This is a genomic window from Pseudomonas sp. EL_65y_Pfl2_R95 (assembly GCF_963971045.1).
Lineage (GTDB): Bacteria > Pseudomonadota > Gammaproteobacteria > Pseudomonadales > Pseudomonadaceae > Aquipseudomonas.
This window is the reverse complement of record NZ_CAXAOV010000001.1, coordinates 1,071,598-1,096,447: the sequence shown is the minus strand read 5'-3', so window position 1 is coordinate 1,096,447 and position 24,850 is coordinate 1,071,598. Positions and strand designations below refer to the sequence as shown.

Below are 24,850 nucleotides of genomic sequence, written 5' to 3'. Positions count from 1 at the left end.
TCAGTCAGCAGCTTTGGTGTGCTTGGCGAGTCGCTCTAACGCTGCGCGTAATGACGGGTCGCTGATGCCGTCGGCCGTGGACTGAATATGCTCGGCAGCACTGTCCGAAAGGATGATTGTGCGACCTTGCGCACGCCTTTCGACTGTTGGCGGTTGCACCTTGAAGTGAATCTTAGTTAATGTCGCGAACGCTTCGAGCGACTGCAATTGTTTCAGCAGTCGCTTTTGCTGATAACGCAGTCGGGTGGCCCAGTGGCCATCAGTGACAATAAGAAGCAAACAACCTTCTCGCCACGTCGCTACATGACAGTGTTCTCGGGCAGCAGGTTGGAGCTGGCTTTCAAGCAAGCGCTGTAATTGATCAAGCCGCTGAGCTTGATTAAACAAGGCTTGCAAGGGCTTCGCTTCGCGCAATAGTGCGGCGGGGGCCTTAGCTGGCAACGGACGAAAAGTCATGGCTGGACGCCTACGTTTGTGGAACCGCCATGGTAGCAGAAATGCTGCTACCGACTTGGGCTCCACCAAAAGGGGAAGTCGTGCAAATCATTTTATTAAGTCGGCGCCATGGCGCTGCCCGGACATTGAGCCTCGATTTAAGGTGGCTGGTGGCGGGACTATTTATGTTGGTGGGCGTTTCGCTCAGTCTTGGCACCTTTGTCGGTGTGTGGATGTCACCCGAAGCCGAGGTGGTGGCCCACGATGACAGCCAAATAATTAATCAGGCACTCGATGAACAGCGAGCCGAGGTCGGCGCTGTGCGGGTTGATGCGCAACGCCAACTCGATGCTTTTGCCGTCTATGTCGCCGAGCTTCAGGCGCGTTTGACCCGTCTGGATGCGCTGGGGGAACGTCTGACCGAATTGGCAGACATTGACTCAAGCGAGTTCGACTTTTCGTTAAACGTGGGCCAGGGCGGTCCTGAAGATCCCTATGACAGTGCTGCCTACGCGCCACCCGCGTTTATGAGTACCTTGGATGACCTGGCTCTGCAGCTCGACAGTCGTGAGCAGCAGCTAGAGGTGCTTGAGCAGCTATTGGCCGAGCGTCGCCTTAATGAAGCTGAATATTTGGCGGGCCGTCCAGTCTTGCAGGGTTATGTGTCTTCACCCTTTGGCCGCCGCACGGACCCATTGACCGGGCGCGGTAGCGTGCACAAGGGCGTTGATTTTGCCGCCAAGGCCGGAAGCCCCGTAGTTTCTGTCGCGGCGGGTGTCGTGACCTTTTCCGGGCGTAAAAACGGGTATGGTAATGTAGTTGAGATTAGCCATGCCGATGGCTACACAACCCTGTACGGGCATAATAAACGCAACATTGTACAAGTCGGTGATCTGGTCAAACGTGGGCAAACAATCGCTCTAGTTGGCAGCACCGGACGCTCTACGGGTTATCATGTGCACTTCGAAGTTACCAAGCTGGGTCGAGTGGTAAACCCTTCCAGCTACATCGCTCGTGTAAGTGGCGTCGAATAACGCCGCTTTCATCATCTGCGTTTCCGGGTAGAATGCCCCCTTCGCACGCAGCCATTAGGGCTGCATGGGCGGTTTTTGGATCGCCCTCCATCCATACGTGTGGGAAGAACCTGTCGATATGTTTGCGCCTTTGTTGAAAAAACTCTTTGGAAGCAAGAATGAGCGTGAGGTTAAGCGCATGCTCAAGGCGGTTCAGTCCGTTAACGGCTTCGAGGAGCAGCTGCTTGCCCTCTCGGATGAGCAACTGCGTGCCAAGACCGAAGAATTCAAGGCTCGTTTAGCCAAAGGTGACACGCTCGATCAGCTGTTGCCTGAAGCCTTTGCCGTGGCCCGTGAGGCCGGTAAGCGGGTTATGGGTATGCGTCACTTTGACGTGCAGTTGATCGGTGGCATGACCTTGCATGAAGGCAAAATTGCCGAAATGCGTACGGGTGAAGGTAAAACACTGGTGGCGACACTGGCTGTTTACCTCAATGCATTGGCCGGTAAGGGCGTGCATGTGGTCACGGTCAACGATTACCTGGCCCGTCGTGACGCCAACTGGATGCGTCCACTGTACGAATTCCTTGGTTTGTCCGTAGGAATCGTTACCCCTTTTATGCCGCCAGATGAAAAGCGTGCGGCATACGCCTCTGACATCACTTACGGCACCAACAACGAATTCGGTTTCGATTACCTGCGCGACAACATGGCGTTCAGCCTTGAAGACAAGTTTCAGCGTGAACTCAACTTCGCCGTAATCGACGAAGTCGACTCGATCCTGATCGACGAAGCCCGTACCCCGCTGATCATCTCTGGTCAGGCTGAAGACAGCTCAAAGATGTACGTTGAGATCAACAACCTGATCCCACGACTTGAGCTGCATGTCGAGGAAGAAGAAGGCGTTGTGACCAAAGAAGGTCACTACACCGTTGATGAAAAAACCCGTCAGGTTGAGCTCAATGAACAGGGTCACCAGTTTATCGAGGACATTCTGACCCAGGCCGGTCTGCTTGCTGAAGGCGAAAGCCTGTACTCGGCACACAACCTTGGCCTGCTGACGCACGTTTATGCTGGCCTGCGTGCGCACAAACTGTTCCACCGTAACGTCGAATACATCGTGCAGAACGATCAGGTGTTGCTCATCGATGAGCATACTGGCCGGACCATGCCGGGTCGTCGTTTGTCTGAAGGCTTGCATCAGGCTATTGAAGCAAAAGAAGGTCTGAACATTCAGGCTGAAAGCCAGACGCTTGCGTCGACTACCTTCCAGAACTACTTCCGGTTGTATAACAAGCTGTCCGGCATGACCGGTACGGCTGACACTGAAGCGTTCGAGTTCCATCAGATTTACGGCCTCGAAGTCATGGTTATCCCGACCAACCGTGCGCTGGCACGTAAAGACTTCAATGACTTGGTGTATCTGACTCAAGAAGAGAAGTATGCGGCTATCGTCGCGGATATCCAGGAGTGCCAGGCGCAGGGGCGGCCGATTCTGGTGGGTACCGCTTCGATTGAGACGTCTGAATACATGTCAGCCCTGCTCGAAAAGCAAGGCATCGAGCACAAGGTTCTCAACGCCAAGTTCCACGAAAAAGAAGCCGAAATCATTGCTCAGGCCGGCCGACCAGGCGCGCTGACCATCGCCACCAACATGGCGGGTCGCGGTACCGACATTCTGTTGGGCGGTAACTGGGAAGTTGAAGTGGCTGCGCTTGAAAACCCAACCGATGAGCAGATTGCCCAGGTTAAGGCCGACTGGCAGAAGCGTCACCAAGCGGTAATCGAGTCGGGCGGTTTGCATGTGATCGCTTCTGAGCGTCATGAATCGCGCCGTATCGACAATCAGTTGCGCGGTCGTTCAGGCCGTCAGGGTGATCCAGGTTCGAGCCGTTTCTATCTGTCGCTTGAGGACAGCTTGATGCGCATCTTCGCCTCTGACCGGGTGAAGAACTTCATGAAAGCCCTGGGCATGCAGCAAGGCGAAGCGATCGAGCACCGTATGGTCAGCAACGCCATTGAGAAAGCGCAGCGTAAGGTTGAAGGCCGTAACTTCGACATGCGTAAGCAACTGCTCGAGTTCGATGACGTGGCAAACGAACAGCGTAAAGTGATTTATCACATGCGTAATACGCTGTTGGCCTCGGACGAAATTGGTGAAACCATCGAGGAGTTCCGCAAGGAGGTTCTGGAAAGCACCATCAACGAGCATATTCCACCGCAGTCGTTGCCTGAGCAGTGGGATGTCACTGGCCTTGAGTCAGCGATTTACACGGGCTTCGGCATCAACCTGCCGATCCAGCAGTGGTTGGATGATGACCACAAACTCTATGAAGAAACCCTGCGTGAGCGGATTCTTCAGGAGCTGATCGCGGCGTACAACGAGAAGGAAGAACAAGCCAGCGCCGAAGCGCTGCGGACCTTCGAAAAACAGATCCTGCTGCGTGTGCTGGATGACTTGTGGAAAGACCACCTGTCGACCATGGATCATTTGCGTCACGGTATTCACTTGCGCGGTTACGCTCAGAAGAACCCGAAGCAAGAGTACAAGCGCGAGTCGTTCACCTTGTTCCAGGAGCTGCTTGATTCGATCAAGCGCGACACCATCCGCGTGCTTTCGCATGTGCAGGTTCGTCGTGAAGATCCGGCTGAGGAAGAAGAGCGTCTGCGCCGTGAAGCTGAAACCATGGCTGCACGCATGCAGTTCCAGCATGCTGAAGCCTCAGGTCTCGATGAGCCAGAGGTTGCGCCGCAAGACGATACTGCCGTGGCGACCGCGCCGGTGCGTGCTGATCAGAAGATCGGGCGTAACGAGCCATGCCCTTGCGGATCGGGTAAGAAATACAAGCATTGCCACGGGCAGTTAGGCTAATCGATATCACCTTGGCTGGCCGCTGGCTGGACAGGGTGAAGGCAATGGTTTGATTGACCCGAAACGCCGCGACCGGTTGAACCGATCGCGGCGTTTTACCATCTACTAACAAATGGCGTGACGCCTCAACATCTCAAGGAGTTTATTCATGGCTGTAGGTCTTGGCCCGCTGTCTACCCTGCACCCGGTTGCAGGCTTCGAACTGGGAATCGCCAGCGCCGGTATCAAGCGTCCTGGGCGAAAAGATGTTGTCGTCATGCGCTGCGCTGAAGGCTCAAGCGTTGCCGGGGTCTTCACCCTCAACTCCTTTTGCGCAGCGCCGGTTATCCTGGCGAAAAAGCGTGTGCTCGGCCCAGTGCGGTATCTGCTCACCAATACTGGCAATGCCAACGCCGGCACCGGTGAAGCGGGGTTGGAAAACGCCGCGCGCACCTGTGCCAAGCTGGCAGCGCTTGCCGGTGTCGATGAACAGTCGGTATTGCCGTTCTCAACCGGTGTGATTGGTGAGCCGCTACCGGTTGAGAAGATTGAGGCGGCCCTGCAAGCGGCGCTCGATAATCTTTCGGAAAACAACTGGGCGGATGCGGCAACTGGCATCATGACCACTGATACTTTGCCTAAAGGTGCAAGCCGTCAGTTTGTGCATGAAGGCGTTACAGTCACGGTCACCGGTATCAGCAAGGGCGCTGGCATGATCAAGCCGAATATGGCGACCATGCTTGGTTATATCGCCACCGACGCTAAAGTTGCCCAGGGCGTGCTGCAAGACCTGTTGCGTGATGCAGCGAACAAGTCGTTCAATCGCATTACCATTGATGGTGACACCTCGACGAATGACTGCTGCATGCTGGTGGCAACCGGCAAAGCCGCGCTGGATGAGATCACCCAAGCCAGTGGCGCATATTTTGCGGCATTGAAGCAGGCGGTGTTCGAGGTATGCATGGAAGTCGCCCAAGCCATTGTCCGTGACGGTGAAGGTGCGACCAAGTTTGTGACAGTTGCAGTGAATGGCGGCGCAACGCATCAAGAGTGCTTGGATGTGGGTTACGCCGTTGCGCATTCACCCCTGATCAAAACCGCGCTGTTCGCCTCGGATCCAAACTGGGGACGTATCCTGGCGGCCGTAGGCCGGGCAGGCGTTGCGCAGCTGGATGTAAGCAAGATTGATGTATTCCTCGGTGATGTCTGTATTGCCAGCAAAGGGTGCCGTGCAGCCTCCTACACCGAAGAGCAGGGTTCGGCGGTGATGGCTGAAGCGGAAATCACCATCCGTATTGAGCTGGGTCGCGGCCCGAGCAGTGAAACCATCTGGACAACTGATTTATCGCACGAGTACGTCAAGATCAATGCGGAATACCGCACCTGATCAAAACGCCCTATGTCAGACGCAGGGATAGATGCTTGTTCCTGCGTCTGAAGCAAGCCTGCAATGATTTGCCGGAGAACTCAGATGACGCTGCAATTAGTCGTAGGTGATAAACGCTACTCTTCTTGGTCTTTGCGTGCTGCGCTGGCGCTTGAGCTGGCCGGTACTGAATACACTGAGGTCATTATCGCGCTGAACAAGCCCGATACAGCTCAGCGTATTGCAGAGCATTCGCCAACCGGTAAAGTTCCGCTGTTGAAAACGGCGCAAGGGCCGGTGTGGGACTCCTTGGCGATCATCGAATACCTCGCTGAGCTGTATCCACAACTCTGGCCCCGGGACACTTATGCACGCGCCGTTGCCCGCAGCGTCTGTGCGCAAATGCACAGCAGTTTCGTCGGTTTGCGTACGCATATGCCAATGGATCTGCAGCGCAATAAGCCTTTAGCCGAAGTCCCTGCAGACGCTGTTGCCGATATCCAGCAGGTGTGTGCTGTGTGGGCAGAGTGCCGGGCGAGATTTGGTCAAGGTGGAGACTTTCTGTTTGGTCAACCAAGCGCTGCCGATGCCTTTTATGCGCCTGTAGCCAGTCGTCTGCGCAGCTATCAGGTTGAGCTGCCGCCCGAGGCCCAAGCCTATGTCGAGACCATCTACAATTGGTCAGCCTTTCAGGGCTGGTACACAGCTGCACAAGAGGAAGATTTTGGGTGAAACGCGTACATGTTGCCGCTGCAGTCATTCGTGGAAATGACGGCCGAATTCTCATCGCCAAACGTGCCGATGAGCAACATCAAGGTGGTTTATGGGAGTTTCCCGGCGGCAAGGTCGAGGCGGGCGAAGCCATTGAGGCTGCGCTTGCCCGTGAGCTGAGCGAAGAGCTGGGTATCGTGCCGACCGCTGCGCAACCGCTGATCCAGATTCGCCACGACTATCCAGACAAGCAGATTCTGCTCGATGTATGGGATGTCACCGCGTTTCAGGGCGAACCACAGGGGATCGAAGGACAGCCTTTGCAATGGGTGACGAATAAGCAGTTGCTGGAGTATGAGTTTCCGGCGGCGAACAAACCGATCGTCGCTGCCGCACGGCTTCCTGAGCACTACCTTATTACTCCAGAGGGCCTGGAGACGGGTGAACTGCTGCGTGGTATCAAGCGCGCCGTGGACGGTGGTGTGCGTTTGCTTCAGCTGCGTGCGCCGGCCATGTTTGATCCGCAGTATCGTGACCTGGCCCTCGACGCGGTTGGCCTTTGTACAGGCCGTGCGCAGCTTATGCTCAAAGGACCTTTGGAGTGGCTCAGCGACTTCCCGGCTGCGGGTTGGCATCTGACGTCCAAGCAATTGCATCAGCTTGCTTCCGGTGAGCGGCCGATTCCGCCTGAACGCTGGCTCGCGGCCTCTTGTCACTCGGCTGAGGAGCTTCTGCTGGCTCAAAAGCTGGGCGTTGATTTCGCTACGCTCTCGCCATTGCAGGCCACCCAGACCCATCCTGAAGCACAGCCTTTGGGGTGGCAGCAGGCTGAAACATTAGTGGCTGCAGCGCAGTTACCAGTCTATTTGTTGGGCGGTGTGGGGCCTCAAGACGCCTTGCGCGCACGCCAGTTGGGCGCACAGGGCGTCGCTGGGATTCGCGCCTTTTGGCCACAATAATCACATTCATTACGCGTTCCTTTGAGGCTACGCAGGTTATGTTTTTTTACTGAGGTGCCAGGTTGTGAGTAGTACTAAAGCGTGGCTGCGATCATTCTGGCCCGCACCCATGGCAATCAGTAAAAGTCAGCAGGCCTTCAGTTGCCTGGGGGCTTTCTTGGGTTTGTCGTTCACCGCCTGGTTTTGTCATTCGGTCCTCGGCGAGTCCGGTTTGTGGTTGATTGCGCCGATGGGGGCATCCGCGGTATTGCTATTTGCGGTGCCTTCAAGCCCGCTGGCACAACCTTGGTCAATTCTCGGTGGCTGCATTGTCTCGGCGCTGGTTGGTGTTAGTTGCGCACGTTGGTTGGGGCACAGTGGCTGGGTGGCGGGTTTAGCGGGCGGCCTGGCAATTGCCGTGATGTTCGCCTTGCGCTGCCTGCATCCACCTGGCGGCGCTGTGGCGTTGTCGGCCGTTTTGGCGGGAGAACCCGTTGCGCAGATGGGCTATCACTTTGTGGTTTACCCTGTGGCCATTAACGCGGCGGCGATGTTGTTAATCGCTTTGCTGTTCAATAACCTGTTGCACCGTCGTTATCCCCACCGCGTGAGCGATCACCAGAACCCGCATAAAACCACTGACGCGCTACCTCGTGATCGCGTCGGATTTACCCCGGACGATCTTGATGCGGTGCTACGCGCGCGCGGTGAACTGCTCGATATTGCCCGCGATGACCTTGAGGAAATTCTTCGGCAAACCGAAGAGCGTGCTTACCGTCGTCGCTTTGGCGAGATTCGGTGCGTGGATATCATGTCGGGTGATGTCATCAGCGTTAATCCGCAAACGCCGATCAGCGAGGCCCTCTCGATCTTGCTTGAACATCGCTTGAATGCGCTGCCCGTCATCAATCAAAACAAGCAGCTTCAAGGTATGTTGAACTTGCACGATGTAGTGGCCACAGCCGATGCTCAAGACACCTGTGAGCAGATCATGCAACGCAACGTGTTGACCTGCAGAGCCGAGTGGCCGGTGTCCTATTTGCTTGAAAGCTTGGGTTCATCGGTTGAGCATCGCATGCCGGTACTCGGTGAAAATAAAGTGTTAATGGGCATAGTCACGCAGACCGATCTAGTCGCTGCGTTATATCGGACTGCGTTAGAAACCCCAGCCTGACTTTGCACATCTTCGATTCAGGTGTTGTTTTGGCCGCTGCGTCTGTAGGCCACTCATTTTTAGTAAGAGAACTGTATTCCCATGGCGTCAGTGTTGAGTGTGATCCTGCCAATTTTTGCCCTTATCTTGGCTGGGTTTGGATGCCGGAAACTTAAGTTGCTAGGGCCCGATGCCGCGTCGGAAATTAACCGCATGGTGGTCTGGCTCTGCTTGCCGGCCATGCTGTTTGAGGCCACCGCTACCGCTGTGTGGTCGCATATTTGGCAGCCCAAATTCATTCTGGTTTACACCTTGGGCACCATGGTCCTGTTTATTGCGACTGTGATCTGGCGCATGGGTAAGTCGCGAGACCTCGCCGACGCCAGCATCCAAGGGCTCAGTGCGTCTTACGCCAACACAGGGTATATGGGCATTCCGTTGTGTTTGCTGGTGTTTGGTGATGATGGTTTGGAGCCTGCCCTGATCGCCAGTTTGATCGTCATTTGCGTGCTTTTTGCCTTGTCAGTGGTGTGCATTGAGGTGGCGTTGCAAGGCGAAAAAAACATGCTGCGCGCGGTGCGCAAAGTGGCTTTGGCGCTGGCAAAAAATCCGCTGGTTATTTCCCCGATCCTCGGCGGCGTCTGGGCCTATTCAGCTGTGCCCTTACCTGAAGCAGTGCATTCATTTCTAACCTTGTTAAGTAATGCCACCGCGCCTTGTGCGCTGATCTCACTGGGCTTGTTCCTGGCCCACAAGCAATCAGGAGAAAGTCAGGGCAGCATTCCACTGGTGCTGCTCAAGCTTTTTTTACATCCATTGCTGGTTTGGATTCTGGCGTTCTGGGTGTTCCAGTTGCCGCCGTTATGGGCGATGTCTGCAGTGTTATTGGCCGCTCTGCCCACCGGGACCGGGCCTTTCATGCTTGCCGAGTTTTATCGCCGTGATGCCGCTGTCGTCTCCAGCAGTATTCTGCTGTCGACAGTCGGCTCGCTGATTACTCTGTCGCTGTGTTTGTACTGGATTGAAACGGCGCGCCAAGGGGCTGCTTTGTAGCTGCTGCAGGCCTGTAAAGCACGATGCAGTAGCTGCCAAGGCTGATAATCCAGCAGAACAATGCCGTCCACAGGTTATGTGAAAAAAAGTGTGCGCCCTGCAGCATGCGCCCCACAGAAAATACCGTGCCCAGCGTCAACGTGAAGATCAGAGCTGCTTTGGCAAGCTTGGGCCGCCGGTCACGCAGCACGAAAAACAAGGCGAACCAAGCGAAGCCGGCTGTGGCATGACCGCCAGGCCAGCACCGACCTGGCTTCTCGGTGGGCGCGCGTTCACTGAGTAGTGGGGTGTAAATTTCCGTGCCGCCAAACTCAGTCAAGCTCCAAGGGCAATGCACGCCAGTCAAGGCCTTCAACGGGGTAACGAAGCTGGTTGACAGTGCCAGTGCCATCACCATGTAGCCCAGCGGGCGACGCAGGTGGTGCAGGCGCTTGAACGCCAAACTGGCGATGAACGAAACAATGGTCAACAGGCCTATGAGAATGATTGCCTGCTTGGCCCGGTCATGCAAAATGTCCTCGAGCCAGTAGCTGTGTTTGCCGATAAAACCATCGCCCGGACTGTACGCTAATTTCTCCAGGGCAAAATCAAGCGCAGTCGGATCTGCGATGAGCAACACCGCCATTATCAATAAGGGCACGCCAAAGCCAAGGTAAAGATTGAATGGCCTTGAACCAGTGGGGGCAGTGGAGTTCATGGATTTCATCCTGTCGCGCATCGCAATAATGCGCTGCATTCTACTGAGCCACTGTGATCCCGATGTCATAAGCATGTGAAAGAAACGTGAGGTGATCAAGGTGCCTGCCTGGATAAACGGGGCCAGCAGGTGCAGCACATCGACCATGGCGCGAATATTGGTGTTTAATAGGCCCTTAAAATTTCTACAGCCTGGCCCGGAGGGCACAATCAAGATGCGTATTCTTGTGGTTGAAGACAACCGGGACATCCTCGCCAATGTCATGGACTATCTAACCCTGAAAGGCTATACGGTCGATTGTGCACAGGATGGGGTCAGTGGTTTGCATTTGGCAGTGACTGAGCACTACGACCTGATTGTGCTGGATATCATGCTGCCGGGCATGGATGGCTATCAGCTGTGTAAACGCCTTCGCGAAGATGCGCGCAGCGAGACTCCGGTGATCATGCTCACTGCCCGTGATGCGCTGGATGACCGTCTACAAGGCTTGGGCGTTGGTGCAGATGATTACCTGCTCAAGCCCTTTGCATTGTCTGAACTGGTCGCGCGGATTGAAGCTGTATTGCGTCGCAGTCATGGCAGCCGTAAGCGGCAGATGCAAGTGGGTGACTTGGTCTATGACCTCGACACGCTGTACATCTCCCGCGCCAACCAACCGCTGAAGCTGAATCCTTTGGGTTTGAAACTACTGGCTGTGCTGATGCAAAAAAGCCCGGCGGTGGTTCGCCGTGAGGTGCTGGAAGAAACCTTATGGGGGGACAACTGCCCAGACAGCGACAGCTTGCGCAGCCATATTCACCAGTTGCGCCAGGTACTCGATAAACCCTTCGACAAACCCTTGCTGCATACCATTCACGGCGTCGGATACCGGCTTGCGGAGTCCGCTGATGGTGTCTAAACAACCGCTGCTGCGGCGCATTGTTATTGCCTTCGTGCTGATGACGTTTTGTGTCAGTGGTTTTTTTTCGTTAAGCATCGTTGCAGTTGTTCACTTCATTGAGGAGAACTTGGTTTCGCAGGAGCTTGATGAAGAGTTGCTCGGGGTTTTACAGCATGATCTCGCCAACGGCTTGCCGCCGAGACTGGATTCGCGCACGCAGTTTTTTGCCACAGATATGCCACGCTATGCAGTGCCAGACCGGTTTATCAAGGCGGAAGAAGGGTTCTCTGAGTCGGTGGATGATACTGACGCTTTTTATGTGTTTAAGCGCAGTATTAATGGGCAAGGTTATTTTTTGGTGCAAGAACAGCATGAATTTGAAGAGCGCGAAACCGCGCTTTATCACGCCGTTCTGGCGGGTTTTGTGCTCAGTGTGATTCTGGCCTGGATACTCGGTTTGTGGCTGGCGCGCAGAATCGTCGCGCCGGTCGTGCGCTTGGCGAATCAGGTACGTCACCGCGATCAGTTACACCACCTTGCCCCCGATATTGCCCCCGATTATGCCGATGATGAGGTCGGGCATCTGGCCAAGGCTTTTGACAGCACGCTGGGGCAGTTGCGTAACTCCCTGGAGCGCGAGCAGTTGTTCACCAGCGATGTCAGTCACGAACTGCGCACGCCGTTGATGGTGATCAACTCATCCTGTGAGTTGTTGGATGTAGCCACAAACCTCGACCCGCGACAGCTGGAAAAAGTCGAACGGATTAAGCGGGCGACCGATGAAATGAGCTCATTGGTGCAAACATTCCTGCTATTGGCCCGCTCGACGAGCAATCAATCCATTGAGGGTGGCAGCGCAACATTAGCGGTAGTGGCGCAGGAGCAAGGCGCGCGCTGGGGCGCGATGATCAGGGAAAAGGGCCTGCTATTTGAAATGGTCGATGAGGGCGCGGATGAGACCCGCTACAACCTGACATTCTTGCGCACCGTCATGTCCAATTTACTGCGTAATGCCTTGCACTACACCGAGAGCGGCGGCGTGCGCTTGCGTTTGATGGCAGATGGCTTTTGCGTCGAAGACAGCGGCATAGGTATTCCCCTTGAGCAGCATGAGAAAATGTTCCAGCCTTTTGTCCGTGGCCAGCAGGCGCGAGGCGAAGGTTTAGGTCTTGGTTTGTCCTTGGTTAAACGCATTTGCTTTCACGAGGGCTGGCGGGTGAGTGTAAGAAGCCGGGAACCCAGTGGCAGCGAGTTCAGGGTGTTTCTACGGGACGCCGGGTAACATTCTGAATCACTTGTACGCCTTGTGCCACAAGGGTTCTGGCATTTTTCACGTTTTTTTCACACCGCCATAACAGGGTGATGATGACTGGCCGGTTAGCCTCCGCTCACGATTTTAGTGAGATGAACCCATGTCCAAGACCCAGCCGATACAGCTCGAGTTCTCCGGAAAGTACGACCGCGAACACGCCCATATGTACCTCAACAAGCACCGCACCGGTTTCTCCCGGCGCGCGTCCCATTGGCGTGAAGTACAAATTGCCCGTGCGGCTTTGAAGATGGCGGGTGAGCCTAACCTGGTGCTTGATCTGCCATCTGGTGCGGGACGTTTTTGGCCGATGCTTTGTGAGCAACCCAACCGGATGATTCTTGCCGCCGACAATTCACAAGACATGCTGGATGCCGGTATGCACGGACAGCCCCCTGAGATTGTGGCCCGGGTGAAGCCCTTTCAGACCTCGGCTTTTAATATCGATCTGGGTGAAAACGCAGTCGATTGCATCTTCTCAATGCGTTTGATGCACCACATCGGCAAGCCAGAACACCGCCAGGCGATGCTCAAAGAATTCAAGCGCGTGACCCGCGATACCGTGGTGATGTCGTTATGGGTCGATGGCAATTATAAAGCTTGGAAACGTCAGCGCAGCGAAGCACGACGGCCAGATGCCGAGCGTGATCCAATGCTGCAAAACCGTTTTGTGATTGCCCGCGAGACGATCGAAGCCGAGTTTAGGCAAGCTGGTTTTAAAATTGTCGGGCATAAGGATTTCATCCCAGGCTATGCCTTGTGGCGTATCTATGTCTTGCGCAAGTTGGACTAAATAAACGTTGGATTATAGGTTTGCCCGATGAAACTTGAAGTCGTGACGGTAGAGATCCCGGATGCCAGTGGTTTGAAGGGCCGCACCGGCCTGCGGCGCATTTTGCAGGCTGCGGGCTATTCCCAGGCGGGCCTGTTGGCAGCCTTTAAAGGCGAGGCGGCTTTTCGTCAGTTGGTGTTGCTGAACCTGTTGCTGATCCCCATTGCTTTTATGCTCGATGTCAGCAAGGTCGAGCGTGCGGTGTTGATCGGCGTGTGCTTGTTGGCCTTAATAGTCGAGCTGCTTAATTCAGCGATCGAAGCTACTGTCGACCGTATTTCACTGGATTTGCACCCACTCTCCAAGCAAGCCAAAGATATGGGCAGTGCTGCGCAGTTTGTCGTATTGACTATGATCGCCATCGTTTGGGCGATGATTTTGCTGTAGCAGATATGTGGCCTTTGACCGCTTGACGGGACTGCGGCCTAATAGGCAGCTGTTGCAGTTGTCGAGAGCCTAAATGCCTGTTCAAGCCCGTTCCCCTTCTAATATGCGCCCCAGTACTGTCCACTTGCCACAAGGCCAGTGGTTAACAGTGCTGGAATGCTTATGCGCGCACTTTTCCGGTGTTGCACCTGAGGTCTGGGTTGATCGCTTTCAGCGCGGGCGTGTGCTCAACGCAGAGGGTGTTCCGCTCGGCTTGCAGCATCCTTATCAAGCTGGGTTGCGAGTGCATTATTTTCGTGAAGTGCCGATTGAAATAGTCATTCCGTTCAACGAAAGCGTTTTGCACATCGATGAGCATTTAATGGTGGTCGACAAGCCGCATTTTTTACCGGTGATGCCTTCCGGTGGCTATGTTGAGCAAACCTTGCAGGCGCGTTTGACCAAGCGTTTTGCCAATGCGGATATTGTGCCCTTGCACCGCATTGACCGGCACACCGCAGGTTTGGTGCTGTTTTCGACCAATGTGCAAACTCGAGGTCTGTATCAAGCGTTGTTTCGTGAACGCAAAATGTTCAAGCGCTACGAGGCACTTGCCAAGGCATTGCCTGAGCTGACCTTCCCGTTGCTGCGCAAAACCCGCTTCGGACCCGGCGAGCCATTCTTTCGCATGCAGGAAGTCGAAGGCGAAGCCAACACCGAGACGCGTATTGAAATTGCGCAGCGGTTGGGGGATCAGTGGTTGTACGCGCTCTATCCGGTGACCGGTAAGAAGCATCAGTTGCGGGTGCACCTCGCCGCATTGGGCGCACCCATCTGCAATGATCCGTTTTATCCGCAGGTGTTAGAGGCTCCGGGCGCGCCTGATGATTACAGCAAACCATTGAAGCTGTTGGCTCAGGCGCTCGGCTTTATTGATCCTGTCAGTGGCCGAGAGCGGCGCTTTCAGAGCCAGCTAAGTTTGCTCTGAGCAACGCACAGCTCGTCGGCCGTAGTTCGTTCACTTAGTCAGCGCGCTTAGGCGCTGCCTGCCAGAGTACTTCGCTGACCTGTTGGTGATGCGCGATGATTCTGGCGGCCACGAACAGCAGGTCTGACATACGGTTGATATACGCCAGCCCCTCCTTGCGGATCGGTTCCTGTGCGTTGAGCTGCTGGCAGCGCCGCTCGGCACTGCGCGCCAGGCTTCGGCAGATATGTGCCTGGGCGACGACCTGCGAACCACCCGGGAGGATGAAGTTCTTCAGTGGGCCCACGACTTCATTCCAGCGATCGATGGCCAGTTCCAGGCGTTCAACCTCGGCCGGTTGCAGGGCTTGATAGTCGGGCATGGCCAGTTCGCCACCCAGGTCGAACAAGCGGTGCTGACAAGGTTCAAGTACCGCAATCACATCACTCAGCCCAGGGTGTTGCTTGCTCAGTGGCTGCAACGTGGCAAGCAACAGGCCAATGTGGCTGTTTAGCGTGTCAATTTCGCCCATGGCTTCAATGCGGGGGTGGTCTTTGGCTACTCTGCGGCCATCTGCTAAGCCGGTTTCGCCAGCGTCGCCGGTGCGTGTATAAATCTTTGAAAGTCGAAATCCCATGGTTATAAACCTGTGTCCTGCGTGGGGGCTGCCAGAGGTATGCGCAGAATAAAGCAGGTGCCTTTATTCTTGTTGGCCTGTACCTCCATCTGCCCTTTGTGATTGTTTGTGACAATGAAATATGAAACGGATAAACCCAGTCCTGTGCCTTGGCCGACTTCCTTGGTGGTAAAAAAAGGCTCGAAGATACGTTTGCGCACTGATTCAGGCATGCCCACACCGTTGTCTTCGACTTCAATAATTGCCCATGGCGGACACAGGCGCGTGCGCAAGCTGATTTTCCCCGCAACGCGCTGATCATCGCGTTGGTGGATGGCCTGCGCGGCATTCTTCAACAGGTTGAGCAGCACCTGCTCCAACTCATTCGCGGTTGCGGGAACGGGGCCAAGTGCGGGGTCAAATTCACGCTCGATAATCAGGCTTTTGAAGTCGAACCGCTCGGTGAGGTCGAAGTCATTGCTGGCGATTTCAAGCGCCTGGTCGATGAGCCCAGGCAGGTTGCAGGGGCTAAGTTGACGATTGCTCAAACGGCTGAAGCTGAGCATATGGCTGACGATTTTCGCGGCCCGTGTACCTGCCTGCTGAATCCCGCCCAGAAGCTGGGGAATTTCCCTGGCTTGCAAATAGCGGTCGATGGCCTCAAGCGAAATATCCTCTTGCGTCGCTATTTCACGGTTGCGCTCAAGTTCGGGTGACAAGCGCCGGCGAATATTTTGCACGTTATGCAATATGGCGCCGAGCGGGTTGTTGATCTCGTGGGCCATGCCGGCGGCCAGCCCGCCCACGGAGAGCATTTTTTCCGACTGGACCATGACTTCTTCAAGATTGAGGCGCTGAGTAATGTCATCGATGCGGATCACCACCCCCCGCCCGCTGACCCCGGTCAGCGGATAGAAGGTCAGGGCGAAGTGGTGCGCCTGGCCATCACGGCTCCACGTGATACGTTCGATTTTTTCGACTTGATGCTTATCAATCGTGCGCTTGAGCTGGTTGAGATACAGCTTAAGGTGGGGGAAGGCCAGGAACACCGGCTGGTTAAGGGCTTCGTCCAATGTAGTGCCGGATAGTGCGCTCGCTTCCTGATTCCATTGGGTGACATAGAGCTCGTCATCCAAAGCGATAAGCGCCGAGGGCATCGAGTCAATGATGCTATTGAGGTAGTTCTGAAAACCGGTGAGTTTCTTTTCAATCTTGCTGCGAAACTGCACTTCCAGCTCAAGTTTGCGGTTCGAGTGGCGGGTTTCCTCCGCCAATTGTTGCGCCTGATCGAAGGCTGTTTGTGATTCATCCCGGGCGCGCTTGAGTTGCTGCTCACGTGCCTCAATGCGCATCAACATGGTATTAAACGCATCGGCAAGGCTGCCAATCTCGTCTCTGTTTCCGCGTTTAGCGCGCAACGAGTAGTTTTCTTCGCGGGTTACTTGGCGAGACAGTTCCTCAAGCTTGCGAATCGGTTTGGTGACCAGGCGGCGAATCTGCCGGGCGACCAAAAACCAGAGCATGGCACTGATGATCAGAATCAACAGGCTTGCGGTCCAGGTGCCGGTGTAGAAGGCGCCCGGAAGCTCACTGGAGGCCACTAACAGGAGGTGGCCAGGGCGACCAGCCAGTTGAGGTAGTTCAATCAACTGGTTGCTGCGAAACTCAGTCACGCGCCAAGAGTCGAGTTCGTCCAGGCGCTCAGGCATGTCGAGTTTTTCGCCGCGCTGCAACTGCGCGAGACTATTGCCGTCGCTGTCGTATATCACCGCACCGCGCAAAGGCGGGTAATCGTCCAATCGTTTAAGCAATGCTTGCGCTTCAGTGGCGGAGCTCAATGCTTTGGCACTCAGCACCGGGCTGGCAATAATACGCCCCAGTGTGTGCATCGCTTGCGGCGCGGTGCTTTGTTGGGAGATCCAGTAAGCCGCGCTGATAAAGGTCAAGTTAGCGACCAGCAACACTGTGATGACGAGCACCAGCAATGCGGCAAGCATTTTTCGGCCAACTGGAAGGTTTTCTAAACGCTGGCGCAGAGTCATGGCAGCAGAAGTCGTAATGGCTAAAGTGCTATTGAGGGTAGCGTGGTGCTAGTGGCGGGGCAATCCATGTGTATCAAGGTAGTGGCAAAGGCGGGTGTTTAACTCATTGAGTTGTGTCAATTGCAGTTGATGTTGTTCCGCGGCGGAACAGACGTAGCCCATCAAGTAGGCAATTTCAGTGCGGCGTTTTTGCCGGACATCCTGATGCATTGATGAGTAGTTGGCTGCGGTGGCATTGATCACCTTTAGTACCTGCTCATGCAAGCCTGTTGCGGCGTCAGGCATGCCGCACGCTTGCAGTAACTGGCTCAGCTCAGCACAGAGGCCTGCCACTTCGTCGGTGTGTTCACGTAAGCCGCCGTTGCGACAATCATATAACACCGTCAGCGGATTAATTGCGCAGTTAAGTGCCAGCTTGCGCCACAGGCGGCTGACGATATCCACCGTCCAGTCGTGACTTATCTGGCTTTGCTGTAAATCCTCAAGCCAACTCGGCGGTGCAGGCCGCAGCGGATCACCCAGCCATGTGTGACCATGCCCGGCATAAACGATGGAAAAGTCGGCCTGGCGAAATGCGCCTTCAGTGCTTGAGGCCAGAATACAGCGGGCGTTGATTAGGTCTGCGACGCGCTCCTGGCTGCCCAGACCGTTCTGCAGAAGGATCACCTCTGCATTGGCTGTGAGCAGGGGCGCCAGTTGGCTAGCGGCCGCGGGCGCATCATAGGCTTTGCAGGCCAGCAGCAGCCGAGAGACAGGCCCGCAGTTATCCAGCGCTACGGCAGGTATTGGGTAGCAGTTAACCTGATCGTCTTCAGTGAGGGTCAAGCCTGCGGCACTTTTATAGTCGGCAAGACGCTGCTGATCGCGCAGAATTAATTCGACATCGCAGCCGCTGCGAAACAGGCGAGCGGCCCACAATCCGCCTAGTGAGCCCGCGCCTAGAACATGCCAACGGCTAGTCACACGGCCTCTGGCAGGCGCATCGCCGCCACACGGCCACTGGCATAGGACTCCGGTAGTAGGCGCTTGGCATTGTTGATCAAGTCGACTGGGCTGACGGGTAGGTTGCGGTTATCCAGGCCGATGAGGCAAACCCCGGCCTTGAGGCTGATAAAACCTTCGCTGGTCTTGAATGCCTTGAGGTTGAGGCCTTCGTGCAAGCGTTTGAAGCTGCTGGGTGAGCACTCTTGCAGGTTGGACAGCAAGGTGACTAGGCCAAAGTGGTTGTCATCGATGCGGGTTAGCACATCCAGCGGTCGTACCAACTGCTGCAGACGCCTGCCAACGTTGTGCAACAGCTCATTGTAGAGAGATTCGCCATACTGTTTGCGCAGCTCATCCGCTTCTTGCAGGCCGATCAGCAGGTATCCCAAGGCGCCGCCGCGTGACTCGACATTGCGCAGGCTGGTTTCGAGTTTGAGTTCGAGGTAGCGTGAATTGCCCAATCCAGTCAGTGAATCAACCAGATTGCGCTGTTCAAGGCTGGCGATATTGTCGGCCAGCAGGCGGTTTTCGATCAGCAGGCGCTGCAATGTGTTGCACAAGCGATCAGCGGCGAAGACCCGCGGAACCAGTTGTTCATTCATCACGGATTTATTGATGAAGTCATCTACGCCACTGTCAAAAGCTTCGCTCAGGACATTTTCACCTTCTTTGCCGGTGAGCAAAATAACATAGGTGTAGTGGTCTGACGTTTCATCCAGCTGGCGTACTTGGGAAGTCAGCATCAAACCGTCTGTTTCAGGCATTAGCCAATCGGCAAGGAGTACGTTCGCAGGGCGTGCTTCAAGTTGCCTGAGTGCTTCGCTTGCGCTGTTGGCGAAGCGGATATCGATGTATCCGGCTTGGCTCAGCGTGCGGCCGATAATTGCACTGGAGAACTTGGCATCGTCCACCACCATGATGCTGAGGTGTGGGTTAGGCATTTAAAACTCACAAAAGGAGGTGTGAACTGGGAGCACTGCTGGGCAGTCGATGTCGCTCCCGATATATAATGATTAAGATTTTTACTCGTCAAGCAATCTGCGGCCCATTCGTGATGTGGGTCGCGCCAAATAGAGGGGAAACCTATGCCTTCGTTCGACGTGGTGTCCGAGTTGGACAAACACGAAGTGACCAATGCCATCGACAATGCCATGAAAGAGCTGGAGCGTCGCTACGACCTTCGCGGCAAAGGCAGCTTCGAAGCTAAGGAATTAACCGTCACTTTAACCGCTGACGCCGACTTTCAGCTTGAGCAAATGGCTGAAATTCTCAAGCTGAGTTTGGTCAAGCGCAAGATTGATGTGCAGTGCCTTGAATTTAAAGATGCTTACGCTTCAGGTAAGTTGGTCAAGCAAGAAGCTACCCTGCGTGAAGGGATCGATAAAGAGCTGGCGAAAAAAATCGTCGCCTATATCAAAGAGGCCAAGCTTAAAGTGCAGCCCGCGATTCAAGGCGAACAGGTTCGTGTGACAGGCAAAAAACGGGACGACCTGCAGGAGGCGATTGCCGTATTGCGTGCGAAAGAGTTCGATATGCCACTGCAATTCAACAATTTCCGCGATTAAAGCCCAATGGATTGAACCTTGACGGCGCGATGCCGTCGCAAAAAGGTGTAGTAGCAATTTAATCGCCATGGCTTGCCATGGCGATTTCGTTTTACCTATTTGCTGTAGTGAAGTTTGGTTTTTAAAGGAGTGCTCCATGGATATAACCGTCGATCAGATTCTCGAGATGTCTCAGGCATGGCTGCCAATTGTGGTGGGCTATGCCTTGAAGTTCGGTTTGGCTTTATTGACCCTGGCAATCGGCTGGTGGTTGATCAACGCCTTGACCCGTCGCGTTGCAACTGTGCTCAGCGCGCGCAAGGTTGACCCAGCGCTCACTGGTTTTGTCGGCAGCATTGCCAATATCATCTTGAAAATACTGCTGGTGGTCAGCGTTGCTTCGATGATTGGAGTTGAGACCACTTCATTTATTGCGGTCATTGGTGCAGCCGGTCTGGCGATTGGTTTGGCGCTGCAAGGCAGCCTGGCCAACTTTGCCGGCGGTGTGCTGATCATGATGTTTCGCCCGTTCCGTGTCGGCGACTGGATCGAAGGCCAAGGGGTTGGCGGTACCGTCGACACCATCCAGATTTTCCACACCACCCTGAAAACCGCTGACAACAAAGTGATCATTGTGCCCAACGGCAGCCTGTCGAACGGCAATATCACCAACTACTCGCGGGAGCCTAAGCGCCGTGCCGAGATTGTAGTGGGTATTGATTACTCCAGCGACATCAAAAAAGCCCGTGAAGTACTGCTGAACATCGCCAAGGACCCACGTGTGCATGCCTCACCAGAGCCGGTGGTGTATGTGACGGGGTTGGGTGAGAGCTCGGTCAATTTGTCATTGCGCGTGTGGGTCGCGACAGGCGATTTCTGGCCCGTGACCTTTGAGTTTACCGAGCGCACCAAGGTCGAGCTTGAGGAAGCCGGCATTGGCATTCCATTCCCGCAGCGTGTTATGCACATGGCGCCTGCACCGGCGACTAAAGAGTAAGGCATCCTGTGGCGTTAAACCTGCGTGCACGTAGCTGGGCGCAGGGACCTTCAGCCAGGCAGATGAGCATCATCTGCCTGGCTGAATGCCTGTACGGCTATCAGTCGGGTAGCTCGCTGATTTTGCGGCCGAACTCTTGCTCGTAAGCGTCTTTGAGGATTTTCCAATCCACCGCACTCCAAGCCGAGTGCCGGCGCAGTTGCTTCATGTCGTGCAACGCGGCCTGTTTACTGGTCAGGCGCTGACGGCATTTTTCCAGATCAAGTAGTGCGGCGTGTGACTTAGCGCCAGTGCCTTCGCCCTCAACATAGACAAACACGTGCTTGGCGTAGATGCAGCCATGTTGCCAGCGCGCACGGTTGAGACGGGCGATGTTGATTCCCACGGTTTTCAGCAGTTGCGTATGCAGGGCCTCACCGTATTGTTCGCGTCCACCAGAGGCGTACCAGTCTTCAATGGTTTGATAGCCTTCCAATGCTGCTGTCACTAGCAGGCCGCGCTCACCGCTGGTTGAGCAGTAAACAATCTGCGGGACATTCACACCCGCCTGGCGGGCGCCCGTCAGGGCATCGCGCTCGCGCAGAACGGTCAGGCGGCCGAATGGGTGTAGCCAGCTGCGGTGAATGTGACCGGTTTGACGTTTGGCATAGAGCAGGTTGCCGTTGTCATCCTGAATGCGCTGCACACCACTTTCGCCGCCGCGGCGCACATTGGGTGGCTCAACCCATTCACCTTGCTTTGCCCACCAGGCTTCAAACAGGTTGTTTTCAGCGCTGGAGGCCGAATGTTGCTCTGACTGCATACTGAGCTCCGTAGCGAAATCAATCAGCCCGCGCCGGTACAGTGCAATCCAACACAGCAGCAGGGTGTTGATTTCATTATTGTGTGGACCGAATGTCCGTGAATAACGAATCTAAAATAGTCGGCAACAATACCACCACTTTATCGTCAGATTGAAGTAGATCGGCCTTTAGTTATGATTCAAATAGTAATATTGCAGAGGTTAGCGATGCTGTTGTCGGCAGCATCGCCACAGATGGGTGGCCTTACGCTTGCTCGGTGGTGCTCTGAGGCTGGGTGCCTTCTGCGGGTGTAGGCGAGTCACCATTGGTTTGTGTGCGCTCGCGGCGCCATTGGATAAGGATCATAAACAACGTGGGTATGCCGAGCAGGGCGGTGATCAGGAAAAAGTGCTGGTAACCGAATTTCTCAACCATTACCCCTGAATAGCCGCCAATCAGGCGCGGCAACAGCAGCATGATTGAACTGAGCAGGGCATATTGAGTGGCGGAGAATTTGAGGTTGGTCAGGCTCGACAGGTAGGCAACAAATGCAGCCGTGGCGAGGCCCGCACTGAAGTTGTCCGCTGATATGGTGATAATCAGCATGTGCAGGTTCGCACCCATGCCCGCCAGCATCAGGAACAGTAAGTTGGTGGCTGCTGACGCCGCACCGCCGATAAACAGAATCGGCAAAATCCCGAAGCGCACGATCAGCAAACCACCGAAGCCTGCGCCAAACAGGGTCATAAACAAGCCGAACAACTTGCTGACACTGGCAATTTGATCTTTGGTGAAGCCCTGGTCGATATAGAAGACGTTAGCCATCACACCCATCACCGTATCAGACATGCGATAGGTGGCGATCAACCCCAGTAGCACGAACGCTTGCCAGCGGTAGCGCATCACAAAATCATTCACCGGTGTCAGTACCGGCGCCAAGCTGCGCCGGCCCATGGCTGACAGGCACAGTGTGGTCAGAATGGTGTAGAGCAGGGCACGCAGAAATGCGCGATCGGTGAGCAGCAGATCCAGCATGCTCATCTGGCCGGATATTACGCTGGCAAAGTCGGTGTTATACAACTGGGTGAACATTGCGGGAACTGAGACCAGCAGCACGATCAACACTAGCACCGAGGCGACTTGATGGCTGAAGCCATATCGAGCGGCCGCCATCTGGGTGCGGATTGGCACGTCCGGCTCTCGCATCCACAGGCTGGTAATCAGCGCGGGCACCATCAGCAAGGCAAATACCAGGTAGGTGCTTGACCACGCGCTGAATTGATAGAGCTGGGTGGTTGAGCCGAACCCCTCTGCGAAATACAGCGCGCCAGCTGTGGCGAGCAAGGCGGCAATACGGTAACCGGCCATGTAACTTGCGGCCAGCGCGGCTTGGCGGCTGTCATCCACGATTTCAAGACGATAGGCATCAACAGCAATGTCCTGGGTGGCAGAGGCGAACGCGACGACGACCGCCAGTGCAATCAACCAGGTGAGGCGGGTTTGTGGGTCGCACATGGCCATGCCCGCCATGCCGATCACAATCAATAGTTGCGAAAGTACTAGCCACGAACGACGTCGACCGAGTTTTCCCAGCAGGGGTAGGCGCCACTGATCGAGGAGCGGTGACCAAACCCATTTAAAGGCGTAGGCAAGGCCTATCAGGCTGGCGAAGCCAATGGTGTCACGGGCAACACCGGCTTCACGCAGCCACACTGACAGAGTGGAAAACACCAGCATGTAAGGCATGCCGGCAGCGAATCCAAGTAGCAGTAGTACCAGTGTCGAGGGGCTAGAGTAGGCAGCGAGAGCTTCGCGCCAGCTTTTTTGAGGCATTGGGCAGGTTTCAGCCTAAAGAAATACTTAACAAAGGGCGCACTCTAACCGCTGTGCTCCATTGGACGCCAGCCGTGCTGTCGGATATCCACTTTTTCCCCGCGAATCGTTAAGCCTTCGGCACGTAATCTGGCGCGTTGTTCCGCCCCTGAATGGCTGCCTGCACTCAAGCTCAGTCTGCCGCCGGCGGCCACCACCCGGTGCCAGGGTAATGTGCTGCCATCTGGCAATTTACTTAGGGTTCGCCCCACCCAGCGCGCAGCACGACCCAAGCCTGCGAGTTCGGCCAGTTGGCCATAACTCACCACGCACCCCTGAGGAACCTGTGCCAGCACCGTATACAAGGCGGTCAGGCGCTCCTGCTGGCTTGCTTTGGAGGCTTGCAAGGCGGCATCCTTGGCGGGTTTAACCTGTCTTGGGTCTGGGTGATTAATCATGTGGCTGCGTACCTGTTTACTTTTAATCCTGCTCGGGGTTGCTGCGCCGCTTATGGCCGATACCGTCTGGTTGAATAATGGTGACCGCATGAGCGGTGAAATTATCCTGCTCGATGGTGGAAAGCTGGCGCTGAAGACCAAATATGCCGGCCAAGTATTAATCAACTGGTCCGATATCGAAACACTCAGCGCCGAGCAGCCGCTGTTAATTCGTCGCCAAGGTTTGGACAGTACCCACAGTGAGCGCATTGCTGCCGCAGGCAAAGGCATGGTGCGCATTACCAACGGCTCTACAGAGACCGTGCCGCTGGCCAGTGTCACGCGCCTGGTGCCTGCGAGAGACTTGCTTAAAGACTTTACCTGGGAGGGCAATCTCGACGCCAAACTAAACCTTGAGCGCAAAGACGACAACTCCGATGAGTTCAGGATCAAAGGCGATACGCGCATCGAGCAAGGCCGCTGGCGTCAGGTGATGAATGGTGAGTACGAACGGGAGACAACCAACGACCGTTTGACCGATGACAACTGGCATGTTGAATACGATATTGACCGGTTTTTCAACGAGCATTGGTTTTGGCGTTTAGGCGGTGAGCAGGAAATCGATCACCTTGAGTTTGTCGAGAAACAGCAGATTATCGGCACCGGGCCCGGCTACCGATTCTGGGATGATTCCCTGGGCCGCTTCGATCTGATTGGGCAGGTCAACCAGGTTAAATTCGATTACCCCGGCGGCGACCTGAGCTTCCGTACGTTTTCAATGGCATGGGATTACAAGCGCTTGCTCTGGGGGACACGCCTGGAGCTCTACACCAACGCGGAAATTCAGTTCCCGGAGATCAGCGAGATTGATTATGTCATCGACAGTGAGTTTGGCCTGCGTTATCGGCTGAATAGTTGGGCGCGGGTGTCGATTTTGTATGAACTGGACCGCATTGAAGCGCAGGGCGCAAATAACAGCGATGAGAACTTTTTGATCGGCGTTGGCGTGGGGTGGTAGCCAATACCTGAGTCAATTGATCGGAAAATCCTGAACTTGACCGAAAA

Annotated in this window: 24 protein-coding genes; 15 read left to right on the top strand and 9 right to left on the bottom strand. The window is 55.2% G+C overall.

The genetic code is table 11. The features are described 5' to 3' along the window. Window positions 1-456 (bottom strand): DUF721 domain-containing protein, encoded by a 456-nt coding sequence (locus tag AACY09_RS05190; RefSeq protein WP_339486463.1) that lies wholly within the window; start codon window positions 454-456, stop codon window positions 1-3. 80 nt (window positions 457-536) lie between these two features. Between AACY09_RS05190 and AACY09_RS05185 the strand changes: the two genes are divergently transcribed. The 7 genes from AACY09_RS05185 to AACY09_RS05155 all read left to right on the top strand — a co-directional run bounded on the left by AACY09_RS05185 (window position 537) and on the right by AACY09_RS05155 (window position 9,520). Beyond that, entirely contained in the window at window positions 537-1,469 is a 933-nt protein-coding gene (locus AACY09_RS05185) for a M23 family metallopeptidase (protein ID WP_339486462.1), read from the top strand. 118 nt (window positions 1,470-1,587) lie between these two features. Further along, the gene (gene secA / locus AACY09_RS05180; RefSeq protein WP_339486461.1) at window positions 1,588-4,320 is read left to right on the top strand and encodes a preprotein translocase subunit SecA; all 2,733 of its coding nucleotides are present in this window, start codon (window positions 1,588-1,590) and stop codon (window positions 4,318-4,320) included. Between the two features lie 148 nt (window positions 4,321-4,468). Next, complete coding sequence (gene argJ / locus AACY09_RS05175) at window positions 4,469-5,686, top strand: bifunctional glutamate N-acetyltransferase/amino-acid acetyltransferase ArgJ (RefSeq protein ID WP_339486460.1); 1,218 nt, start codon at window positions 4,469-4,471, stop codon at window positions 5,684-5,686. 84 nt (window positions 5,687-5,770) lie between these two features. Beyond that, a complete protein-coding gene (locus AACY09_RS05170; RefSeq protein ID WP_339486459.1) occupies window positions 5,771-6,397 on the top strand; it encodes a glutathione S-transferase in 627 nt (208 codons plus the stop codon). Then, on the top strand, window positions 6,394-7,335 hold the full coding sequence (locus tag AACY09_RS05165; protein ID WP_339486458.1) for a Nudix family hydrolase: 942 nt from the start codon (window positions 6,394-6,396) through the stop codon (window positions 7,333-7,335). The genes AACY09_RS05170 and AACY09_RS05165 overlap by 4 nt, the downstream gene beginning before the upstream one ends. 64 nt (window positions 7,336-7,399) lie before the next feature. Beyond that, on the top strand, window positions 7,400-8,488 hold the full coding sequence (locus tag AACY09_RS05160) for an HPP family protein (RefSeq protein WP_339486457.1): 1,089 nt from the start codon (window positions 7,400-7,402) through the stop codon (window positions 8,486-8,488). Between the two features lie 81 nt (window positions 8,489-8,569). Next, window positions 8,570-9,520, top strand: a complete 951-nt coding sequence (locus tag AACY09_RS05155) for an AEC family transporter (RefSeq protein WP_339486456.1) — start codon at window positions 8,570-8,572, stop codon at window positions 9,518-9,520. Here AACY09_RS05155 and AACY09_RS05150 read toward each other — a convergent pair. Then, window positions 9,462-10,217: a phosphatase PAP2 family protein gene (locus tag AACY09_RS05150; RefSeq protein WP_339486455.1), complete on the bottom strand. Its 756-nt coding sequence runs from the start codon at window positions 10,215-10,217 to the stop codon at window positions 9,462-9,464. The two genes, AACY09_RS05155 and AACY09_RS05150, sit on opposite strands and share 59 nt — an antisense overlap. A gap of 214 nt (window positions 10,218-10,431) precedes the next feature. On the opposite strand from AACY09_RS05150, the gene AACY09_RS05145 reads away from it, so the two are divergent. The 5 genes from AACY09_RS05145 (at window position 10,432) to AACY09_RS05125 (ending at window position 14,592) form a co-directional block, all read left to right on the top strand. Then, entirely contained in the window at window positions 10,432-11,115 is a 684-nt protein-coding gene (locus AACY09_RS05145; protein ID WP_339486454.1) for a response regulator transcription factor, read from the top strand. Beyond that, complete coding sequence (locus AACY09_RS05140) at window positions 11,105-12,379, top strand: sensor histidine kinase (RefSeq protein WP_339486453.1); 1,275 nt, start codon at window positions 11,105-11,107, stop codon at window positions 12,377-12,379. The genes AACY09_RS05145 and AACY09_RS05140 overlap by 11 nt, the downstream gene beginning before the upstream one ends. A 130-nt stretch (window positions 12,380-12,509) precedes the next feature. Then, window positions 12,510-13,199, top strand: coding sequence for a class I SAM-dependent methyltransferase (locus AACY09_RS05135; protein ID WP_339486452.1), 690 nt, complete (start codon window positions 12,510-12,512; stop codon window positions 13,197-13,199). 27 nt (window positions 13,200-13,226) lie between these two features. After that, window positions 13,227-13,625: a diacylglycerol kinase gene (locus AACY09_RS05130; protein WP_339486451.1), complete on the top strand. Its 399-nt coding sequence runs from the start codon at window positions 13,227-13,229 to the stop codon at window positions 13,623-13,625. 73 nt (window positions 13,626-13,698) lie between these two features. Then, window positions 13,699-14,592 (top strand): pseudouridine synthase, encoded by an 894-nt coding sequence (locus AACY09_RS05125; RefSeq protein WP_339486450.1) that lies wholly within the window; start codon window positions 13,699-13,701, stop codon window positions 14,590-14,592. Between the two features lie 34 nt (window positions 14,593-14,626). On the opposite strand, the gene AACY09_RS05120 is transcribed toward AACY09_RS05125, so the two are convergent. The 4 genes from AACY09_RS05120 to AACY09_RS05105 are packed head-to-tail and all read right to left on the bottom strand — an operon-like array spanning window position 14,627 to window position 19,154. Further along, the gene (locus AACY09_RS05120; RefSeq protein ID WP_339486449.1) at window positions 14,627-15,208 is read right to left on the bottom strand and encodes a cob(I)yrinic acid a,c-diamide adenosyltransferase; all 582 of its coding nucleotides are present in this window, start codon (window positions 15,206-15,208) and stop codon (window positions 14,627-14,629) included. A 2-nt stretch (window positions 15,209-15,210) separates the two neighbouring features. After that, window positions 15,211-17,229, bottom strand: a complete 2,019-nt coding sequence (locus AACY09_RS05115) for a sensor histidine kinase (RefSeq protein ID WP_339486448.1) — start codon at window positions 17,227-17,229, stop codon at window positions 15,211-15,213. A gap of 48 nt (window positions 17,230-17,277) precedes the next feature. Next, window positions 17,278-18,192 (bottom strand): putative 2-dehydropantoate 2-reductase, encoded by a 915-nt coding sequence (locus AACY09_RS05110; RefSeq protein ID WP_339486447.1) that lies wholly within the window; start codon window positions 18,190-18,192, stop codon window positions 17,278-17,280. Then, window positions 18,189-19,154 carry a response regulator gene (locus AACY09_RS05105; protein WP_339486446.1) on the bottom strand — a complete coding sequence of 322 codons (966 nt, stop codon included), beginning with the start codon at window positions 19,152-19,154 and terminating at the stop codon, window positions 18,189-18,191. The genes AACY09_RS05110 and AACY09_RS05105 overlap by 4 nt, the downstream gene beginning before the upstream one ends. Window positions 19,155-19,298: 144 nt before the next feature. Between AACY09_RS05105 and AACY09_RS05100 the strand changes: the two genes are divergently transcribed. Then, window positions 19,299-19,778: a YajQ family cyclic di-GMP-binding protein gene (locus tag AACY09_RS05100; RefSeq protein ID WP_339486445.1), complete on the top strand. Its 480-nt coding sequence runs from the start codon at window positions 19,299-19,301 to the stop codon at window positions 19,776-19,778. Window positions 19,779-19,914: 136 nt separating this feature from the next. Next, on the top strand, window positions 19,915-20,754 hold the full coding sequence (locus tag AACY09_RS05095) for a mechanosensitive ion channel family protein (protein ID WP_339486444.1): 840 nt from the start codon (window positions 19,915-19,917) through the stop codon (window positions 20,752-20,754). 100 nt (window positions 20,755-20,854) lie between these two features. Here the strand turns inward: AACY09_RS05095 and AACY09_RS05090 are convergent, their stop codons facing one another. From AACY09_RS05090 to AACY09_RS05080, 3 genes are all read right to left on the bottom strand, one after another. After that, window positions 20,855-21,556: a lipopolysaccharide kinase InaA family protein gene (locus tag AACY09_RS05090; RefSeq protein ID WP_339486442.1), complete on the bottom strand. Its 702-nt coding sequence runs from the start codon at window positions 21,554-21,556 to the stop codon at window positions 20,855-20,857. 244 nt (window positions 21,557-21,800) lie between these two features. After that, window positions 21,801-23,369 (bottom strand): AmpG family muropeptide MFS transporter, encoded by a 1,569-nt coding sequence (locus AACY09_RS05085; protein ID WP_339486441.1) that lies wholly within the window; start codon window positions 23,367-23,369, stop codon window positions 21,801-21,803. A 44-nt stretch (window positions 23,370-23,413) separates the two neighbouring features. Continuing rightward, window positions 23,414-23,806, bottom strand: a complete 393-nt coding sequence (locus tag AACY09_RS05080; protein ID WP_339486440.1) for an MGMT family protein — start codon at window positions 23,804-23,806, stop codon at window positions 23,414-23,416. Here AACY09_RS05080 and AACY09_RS05075 point away from each other — a divergent pair. After that, window positions 23,805-24,803 (top strand): DUF481 domain-containing protein, encoded by a 999-nt coding sequence (locus AACY09_RS05075; protein ID WP_339486439.1) that lies wholly within the window; start codon window positions 23,805-23,807, stop codon window positions 24,801-24,803. The genes AACY09_RS05080 and AACY09_RS05075 overlap by 2 nt on opposite strands. Window positions 24,804-24,850: the final 47 nt, after the last annotated feature.